We start from the raw sequence: 7,321 nt of genomic DNA on the forward strand, positions 1-7,321 counted from the left end.
CCCTCGACCCCCGCTACCTGTACGTCGGGGGTCGAGGGGCTCCCATGGGCAGCTATCGGTCCATCAGACGGCCAGGCGCCGGAACCGGCTGCCGTGGAACACCAGTGGCTCGCGGTCGGGTTCGGCCTTCAGACCGTGTATCTCCAGCACGACGATCGTGTGGTCGCCGCCGGGGAACTCGGAGTGGACCGAGCAGTCCAGCCAGAGGTTGGCCCCGTGGACGTACACGCTGCCGTCCTCGCTCGCCTCCCAGCCGACGTCCGAGAACCGGTTACCGTCCTTTCCGGCCAGCGACCGGCAGATCAGGTCCTGCCCCTCGGCCAGCACGCTCAGGCCCAGGCGGCTCTGCTTCCGCAGCTTCGGCCAGGTCGACGAGGTGTCCTGGACGCAGACCGACACCAGAGGGGGTTCGAGGGAGACCGGAGTGAACGTACTCGCGGCCATCCCCACCGGCATTCCGGAGTCAAGGGCGCACAGGGCCGTCACCCCGGACGGGAAGCAGCCGAATGCCTGGCGCAGTTCGGCGGGATCCGACGGTGTCGTGACGAGCGGGCTCATCGGACGTCCTCCTGACCCGACAGGACCGCGCCCAGACGCCGCAGCGAGCCGTTGTTGCCCGCCACATGCTGGGAGACGCAGCGGACGTCGCGCCAGCGACGCTGCATCGGGCTGGAGTTGTAGAGCCCCGCGCTGCCCGACAGCGTCATGATCTCGTTGAGGATCCGGACGCCCTCATGGTGGATGTGCTGGTGGCCGCCGGTGTAGCTGAACCACTCGGTCGGGGTGGGCTCCTCGCCCGCCAGTGCCCGGTCCATGACGGTGCGGCCGGTCTGTTCCATCAAGGCCGACAGTGCCGCCGTGCGCAGGTGCAGATCGGCGAACTTCTCCTGGAACACCGGGTCCGCACCGATGACCACCCTGGGGTTGAACGCCGGCCGCTTGGTGGCGGCCAGTTCGGCGAGATCGCCGAGCGCGCCCTCCAGACAGCCGATGATGACGGCGTCGTGCGAGGCACCGGTGGCGGTGTACGGCAGGCGGTAGAAGGGCGCGGGGATGTTGTTGTCGCCCACCAGCGGGCCTGTGAGTTGTTCGGGCACGAAGACGTCGTCCATCGTGAAGTCGGTGCTCTGTGTGGCCCGCAGGCCCACCGCGTCCCAGGTGTCGAGGAACGTGACCTTCTCGGGGTGGACCAGCGCGACGCGCATCTCCGGGCGGCCGTCCGGCAGCGGTGACGCGCCCTCGACCACGAAGCCCGCGAGCACCCAGTCAGGGGTGAAGGAGCCGCTGGCCAGCGGCCACCGGCCAGTGATCCGGTAGCCGCCCGCCACCGGCGTCGCCTTGCCCTTCGGGGCGATCGCCCCACGGAGCATCAGGTCACCACCGTTGCAGAAGACCTCCTTCTCGAACGTCTCCCGAGGCAGCGACCGTACGAAGAACCAGGCCATCGAGGCTGCCTGGACGGTCCAGCCGGTCGATCCGTCGGCCCGTGAGATCTCCCGGACCACCTGGGCGCTCTCCACCAGATCGAGTTGTTCACCGCCCCACGCCCTGGGCAGGCTCATCCGGAACACACCGGCCTCGCGCAGCGCGGTGATGGTCTCCGCGGGGACCGCCCGGGCCGCCTCGGCCTCGGCGGAGCGTGCCGCGATCTCGGGCAGGTGTGTGCGCACCCGGCCGAGCACGCTGTCGTCGGTCGTCCGGTCCTGGGACGGAGTGGGCTGGAGCAATGTCGTCATGATCGGTCCTTGGGAATGCATTTGGTCCGGGGGGACCTGGTGCGGCTGATGGATGGACGGATGACGGGGCCGTGTCGTGCTCGTCCTGCACGGACCCAGGCCGATGCCTCCTCGTCACTGCCCGAATGATGTGGGGAGAGGCACATGTCCCGCTTGTGTACGGGAGCACAGGCAATTTGCTTGGCTGAGCACTGCTTCCCGGACGCCGGCGACAGCCGAAAGATCCGTCCGCGCAGGTCAGCCCGGATCCCGCACTGGCCGACTTCCTGCTCGCCCACAAGCTGTCCGAGCCCGGCGAAGCGGCGCACTGGACGCCGCTGGCCGGTGGAGTCTCGTCCGACCTGTGGCGCGTGGACCTGCCGGGACGGTCCCTGTGCGTCAAGCGGGCGCTGGCCCGGCTTCGCGTCGCCGCCGACTGGCAGGCGCCGGTGTCTCGCAACGCCTTCGAATGGGCGTGGATGCGGTTCGCCTCCCGGCATCAGCCGGACAGCGTGCCCGAGTTGCTGGCCCACGACGCCGAAGCCGGCCTCTTCGCGATGGCTTTCCTTCCCCCCGAGCAGTACCCGGTGTGGAAGTCACAACTGCTCGACGGCCAGGTGGAGGCGGCGACCGCCGCGGCCGTCGGACGACTGCTCGGCAACCTGCACGCGGCGAGCGCGGGCGATGCCACCCTCGCCGAGGAGTTCGCCACCGACGACAACTTCCACGCGCTGCGCATCGAGCCGTACCTGCTGGCCACCGCTGCCGCGCACCCCGATCTCAGCGACATCCTCCAGGGCCTCGCCGACCGCACGGCCGACACGCACCTGGCCCTGGTGCACGGCGACGTCAGCCCCAAGAACATCCTCGTCGGCACTTCGGGGCCGGTGCTGCTGGACGCCGAGTGCGCCTGGTACGGAGACCCGGCCTTCGATCTGGCCTTCTGCGTCAACCATCTGCTCCTCAAGAGCCTCGTCGTACCCGGCCGCCGAGCCGATCTCCTCGGCTCCGCCCGGGTGTTGGCCGAGGAATACGTCCGGTGCGTCGACTGGGAGCCCGTGCCGGTCCTCGAGGCGCGGGCCGCATCACTGCTGCCGGCGCTGCTGCTGGCGCGGGTGGACGGCAAGTCCCCGGTGGAGTACTTCACGGATGACCTGCACCGGCAGTTCGTGCGGACAGCGGCGTCGGCCTTGCTCCGGACACCTGCCCTCACGATGGAGGACGTCCTGGACGCTTGGGCGACCGCGCTCAAGTCCCCGACCGAACCCGGCAGTCGCATACGCGACTGACCCAACCGACTCGACGGATCCGGCGGGCCTGGCGGATCCGCCGGAACCGACCGAGGAGACACACATGCGCAGAGTCGTCACCGGCCATGACGAGAACGGGAAGTCTGTCGTCGTCAGCGACGGCCCCGTGCCGCGCAGCCGGGAGTTCACCAGCCTGCCGGGCTGGGTGTCCCGCCTGCCATGGGCCACCGAACCCGGTGAGCAGGTCAGCCGGACCGGGGAGGACCCCACGCCGAAGGTCACCAGCCTGCTCCCGGCGCCCGGCGGCACACGATTCATCGTCCTGACCCTCCCGCCGGACGCCGCGATGGCCGAGCCGGCTTTCGACCCCGTCGCCTTCGACCGCGAACAGCGGGCCGACTCACCCGGCATCGCCGAACTCATCGGACCCGACGGCATGCACACCACGCCGACCGTCGACTACAGCATCGTGCTGCAGGGCGAGATCGTCCTCGAACTCGACGACGGCCACCGCACCCGGCTCTCGGCAGGGGACATCGTGATCCAGAACGGCACCCGCCACGCTTGGCGCAATTGCGGCGACCAACCGGTCACGATGGCCTTCGTCCTTGTGGGCGCGGAACGCGGCCGCTGACAGAGCAGGAGCGGCTACGATCCCGAAGCCGGGCAAGTCTTGTCCACGTGAAGTGACCACGGCGGACACGTGTGGCTTCGAGGCAGTGCGAGAACGGGCGGCTTTCAGTCGCAGGACACGGCCGCCACCGTGCCTCGGCGAACAGGTGCAGCGGGTTCTGCACCTTGCCAGGGAGCTCGTCCTCCGTCGCGGGGCTGTGACGGTAGAGCGTCCGAAAATTCTCACTGTCTGTGATCTGCCGCAGCGGCGGCGGCGTCGTGCCGGGGTGCCGAACAGGAAGCCAGGCGGGCCAGTTGTCGAAGATCCGAGGCGGGGGTTGCCATTCGTTTCTCCCCGGATTCTCCCCAGGGACTCCCCATGGCCGTTCCTGGCTGGATCCGCAAGGGGTGCGCGAGCAAAGTGTGAACGGGAAATGAGCGTCACGTCAGGATCCTAGAGCCAGTCCCGCCGCTTGAAAATCACGTACAAACTTACGCAAACCACCCCCATCAGGCCGATGGCAAAGGGGTATCCGAAGCTCCAGCCCAGCTCAGGCATGTTGTCGAAGTTCATGCCGTAGATAGTTCCGACGAGTGTGGGAGCAAAGAGAATGGCGGCCCAGCTCGAGATCTTCTTGATCTCCTCGTTCTGCTCGAACCCCGCCTCCGCCAGCGCCCGCATCTCCGCGTTCTGCTGCTGCGTGACCAGCGTCGCGTTGACCGTGAGGATCTCGGTGAGGGCCTGGCGGAAGCCGTCGACGCGTTCGCTGGTGTGGGTGACGTGGTCGGCCACGTCGCGGAGGTAACGCTGGAGTTCCTCGTCCGTGCCGTATTTGGAGAAGCCGGCCATCAGGCCGTGCAGCATGCCGACCAGGGGGCGGGTGGCGCGCTGGAACTCGACCATTTCCCGGGAGAGTTCGTAGATACGGCGGGAGACCTCGGGGTCACCGCGGAAGACCTCGGTCTCGATCTCGTCGATGTCGATCTGGACACCCGCGACCACCGGCTCGTAGCCGTCGACCACCGCGTCCAGTATCGCGTAGAGCACCGCTTCCGGGCCGAGTTTGAGCAGCTCCGGTGTCTCCTCCATGCGCCGGCGCACCGCCGACAGATCGGGGGCCGCGCCATGGCGGACCGTGATCACGAAGTCGGGGCCGACGAACACATGGAGCTCGCCGAAGTCGACCTCCTCGGGTGCGTCGAGGTAGCGGGCCGCGCGCAGGACCACGAAGAGCGTGTCGCCGTAGCGCTCCAGCTTGGGCCGTTGGTGTGCCTCCATCGCGTCCTCGACCGAGAGGGGATGCAGATCGAACTCCGCGGCAAGGGAGAGGAGCTCCGCCTCCGTGGGGCGGGCCAGTCCGATCCACGCCATGCCGGAGGGCTGGTCGCGCAGCTCGCGGTAGGTCTCGGCGAGGGTGGCGGGCGAGGACACGCGCACGCCGTCCCGGTACAGCGCCGCCTGCACGACGCTCGCCACCTCGGAGGAGTCGGGAGCGGCGGAATGCTCCGACGACGCCTGTTCCGGCGGCTTCGGTGGCTGCGGCGGGGTGACGGCTCGGCGCCAGACGGACTTCATGGGGTTCTTCGAGGCGGGGCGTGTGCGTCGCTCGGACATCTCGGCTGCCTCCCGGTCGAGACGACGAGTGTGTGTGCGTGATCTCGGAGCAGGATATACGGGGCGAATGGCATGGGCGGGGCGGGCCCATCCCGGCCTCCCTGAGAGTTGCGGACGGAAGCTGTCCGCAAGCCTCGCTAGCGTGCCCGGTATGACGAAGCGCAGCGCCAAGAAGACGACGGCCGCAGCAGGCCCCGTGCTCAGTACCCGCGCCCTCAACCGCGCCACCCTCGACCGGCAGCTCCTGCTGCGCCGCTCCCCGCTGTCCGCCCTTGCGGCGGTGGAGCATCTGGTCGGCCTCCAGGCCCAGGAGGTCAAGCCTCCGTACTACGCGCTCGCCGCCCGCCTCGACGGCTTCAGGCCCGAGGAGCTGTCCGGGCTGCTGGCCGACCGCGCGGCCGTGCGCATCGTCACCATGCGCTCGACGATCCATCTGCACACCGCCGACGACAGTCTCACCCTGCGCCCGCTGGTGCAGCCCGCCCGGGACCGCGAGATCAACTACTTCCGCGAGGGCCTCGTCGACGTCGACCTGGACCGGCTCGCCGTACTCGCCCGCGACCTCGTCGAGGCCGAGCCGCGCACGATGAAGCAGCTCCGCGAGGCACTCAGTGGCGAGTGGCCGGACGCCGACCCGCAGTCCCTGGCCGTCGCAGCCCGCTGCAAACTTCCCCTCGTACAGGTCACCCCGCGCGGCATGTGGGGCCGCAGTGCCCAGGTCTCCCTCACCACCGCCGAGCACTGGCTGGGCCGTCCCGCCGAGCCTGCCGCTTCCGCCGACGCCACGGTCCTGCGCTATCTGGCCGCCTTCGGGCCGGCCTCGGTGAAGGACATGCAGACCTGGTCCGGGCTGACCCGGATGCGCGACGCCTTCGAACGGCTCCGCCCCGAGCTCGTCACCTTCCGGGACGGCAACGGCGTCGAACTCTTCGACCTCCCCGACGCCCCGCGGCCGGACCCGGACACCCCGGCCCCGCCCCGCTTCCTGCCCGAGTTCGACAACCTTCTCCTCTCCCATGCCGACCGCACCCGGGTGATCCCGCCCGCGAACCACGGTCGCACCTGGCAGGCGAACACCGTCTACCGCCCGCTCCTCGTCGACGGCTTCCTCGTGGGCGTGTGGCGGATCCTCGGCGAGGCCCTCGTCATCGAGGAGTTCACCGAGCTCACCAAGGCCCAGCGTGGGGAGGTGACCGAGGAAGGGGAGCGGATGCTGAAGGTGATGCACCCGGAGACGCCGTACGACATCCGGTTCGGGACCGTGATTCCGTAGCCGGGCGTCAGTCCGCCCGCCCCGTCGCCGCGACCGTCACCCCGAGCCCGATCATCGTGCACCCGCCCGCTCCGCCTATCAGCGACAGCCGGCGGTCGGAACCGGCGAACCAGGTGCGGGCCGCCGACGCGGTCAGGCCCCACAGGGTGTCCGTGACCAGGCCGATGGTGATCGGGACCAGGCCCAACAGGAGCATCTGCAGCGGGACATGGCCCGCCGAGTGGTCCACGAACTGGGGGAGTACGGCGGCGAAGAACACCACGCCCTTGGGGTTGGTGACACCGACGAGGGCGCCGTCGAGGACCGTGCGCAGATCGCCGCGTGACGGTCCGGTCGGCTGGGCCTGTATCGCGGACGCCTTCAGCGCCTTGCGGTGGCGGAACGCCTGCACGCCCAGGTAGACCAGATAGGCCGCGCCGGCCAGCTTCACCGTGAGATAGATCGCCACGGACCGCTCGACCAGGGAGCCGATGCCCACCGCGACGGCGATCACGAGCAGATAGGAGCCGAGGACATTGCCGAGGGCCGTCGCCACGGCGGTGCGGCGGCCGTGTGCCAGGGCGCGGCCGATGACGAACAGGACGCTCGGCCCCGGAATCACGATGACCAGCACGGACATCGCCGCGAAGGCCAGCAACCGGTCTGTGGACACCATGCCCATCACCTCCATCCGCATCCATTCAAACAGCGCCCACTGACAGCGGACAGGGATGGACATGGATAGGGGGCGTGGGGGGGGGCGGGGGGGGGGCCCCCCCCCCCCCCCCCCGCCGCCCCGGCGCGGGGGGGGGGGGGGCGGGGGGGGCCCCGCCCCCCCGCCCCCCCCCCCCGGGGGGGCCCCCCCCCCCCCCACTGG

The 7,321-nt window shown here is 69.9% G+C and carries 7 protein-coding genes; 3 read left to right on the forward strand and 4 right to left on the reverse strand.

Translation table 11 applies throughout. The features are described 5' to 3' along the window. Positions 1–63 precede the first annotated feature (63 nt). The gene (locus tag ACIA8X_RS45130) at positions 64–558 is read right to left on the reverse strand and encodes a flavin reductase family protein (protein ID WP_393459552.1); all 495 of its coding nucleotides are present in this window, start codon (positions 556–558) and stop codon (positions 64–66) included. Beyond that, entirely contained in the window at positions 555–1,736 is a 1,182-nt protein-coding gene (locus ACIA8X_RS45135; protein WP_399460711.1) for an acyl-CoA dehydrogenase family protein, read from the reverse strand. The genes ACIA8X_RS45130 and ACIA8X_RS45135 overlap by 4 nt, the downstream gene beginning before the upstream one ends. A 281-nt stretch (positions 1,737–2,017) precedes the next feature. Between ACIA8X_RS45135 and ACIA8X_RS45140 the strand changes: the two genes are divergently transcribed. Both ACIA8X_RS45140 and ACIA8X_RS45145 read left to right on the forward strand, forming a co-directional pair. Beyond that, a complete protein-coding gene (locus ACIA8X_RS45140) occupies positions 2,018–3,004 on the forward strand; it encodes a phosphotransferase family protein (protein WP_399460714.1) in 987 nt (328 codons plus the stop codon). 64 nt (positions 3,005–3,068) lie between these two features. Further along, positions 3,069–3,599: a cupin domain-containing protein gene (locus ACIA8X_RS45145; protein WP_399460712.1), complete on the forward strand. Its 531-nt coding sequence runs from the start codon at positions 3,069–3,071 to the stop codon at positions 3,597–3,599. 432 nt (positions 3,600–4,031) lie between these two features. Here ACIA8X_RS45145 and ACIA8X_RS45150 read toward each other — a convergent pair whose 3' ends face one another. Further along, complete coding sequence (locus tag ACIA8X_RS45150) at positions 4,032–5,192, reverse strand: magnesium and cobalt transport protein CorA (protein ID WP_393459543.1); 1,161 nt, start codon at positions 5,190–5,192, stop codon at positions 4,032–4,034. A 151-nt stretch (positions 5,193–5,343) separates the two neighbouring features. Between ACIA8X_RS45150 and ACIA8X_RS45155 the strand changes: the two genes are divergently transcribed. Then, on the forward strand, positions 5,344–6,465 hold the full coding sequence (locus ACIA8X_RS45155) for a winged helix DNA-binding domain-containing protein (RefSeq protein WP_393459540.1): 1,122 nt from the start codon (positions 5,344–5,346) through the stop codon (positions 6,463–6,465). Between the two features lie 7 nt (positions 6,466–6,472). On the opposite strand, the gene ACIA8X_RS45160 is transcribed toward ACIA8X_RS45155, so the two are convergent. Next, positions 6,473–7,120, reverse strand: coding sequence for a LysE family translocator (locus ACIA8X_RS45160; protein ID WP_399460713.1), 648 nt, complete (start codon positions 7,118–7,120; stop codon positions 6,473–6,475). Between the last annotated feature and the right edge of the window lie 201 nt (positions 7,121–7,321).

It is taken from the genome of Streptomyces sp. NPDC051738 (assembly GCF_044453205.1).
In the GTDB taxonomy this organism is placed as follows: Bacteria; Actinomycetota; Actinomycetes; order Streptomycetales; family Streptomycetaceae; genus Streptomyces.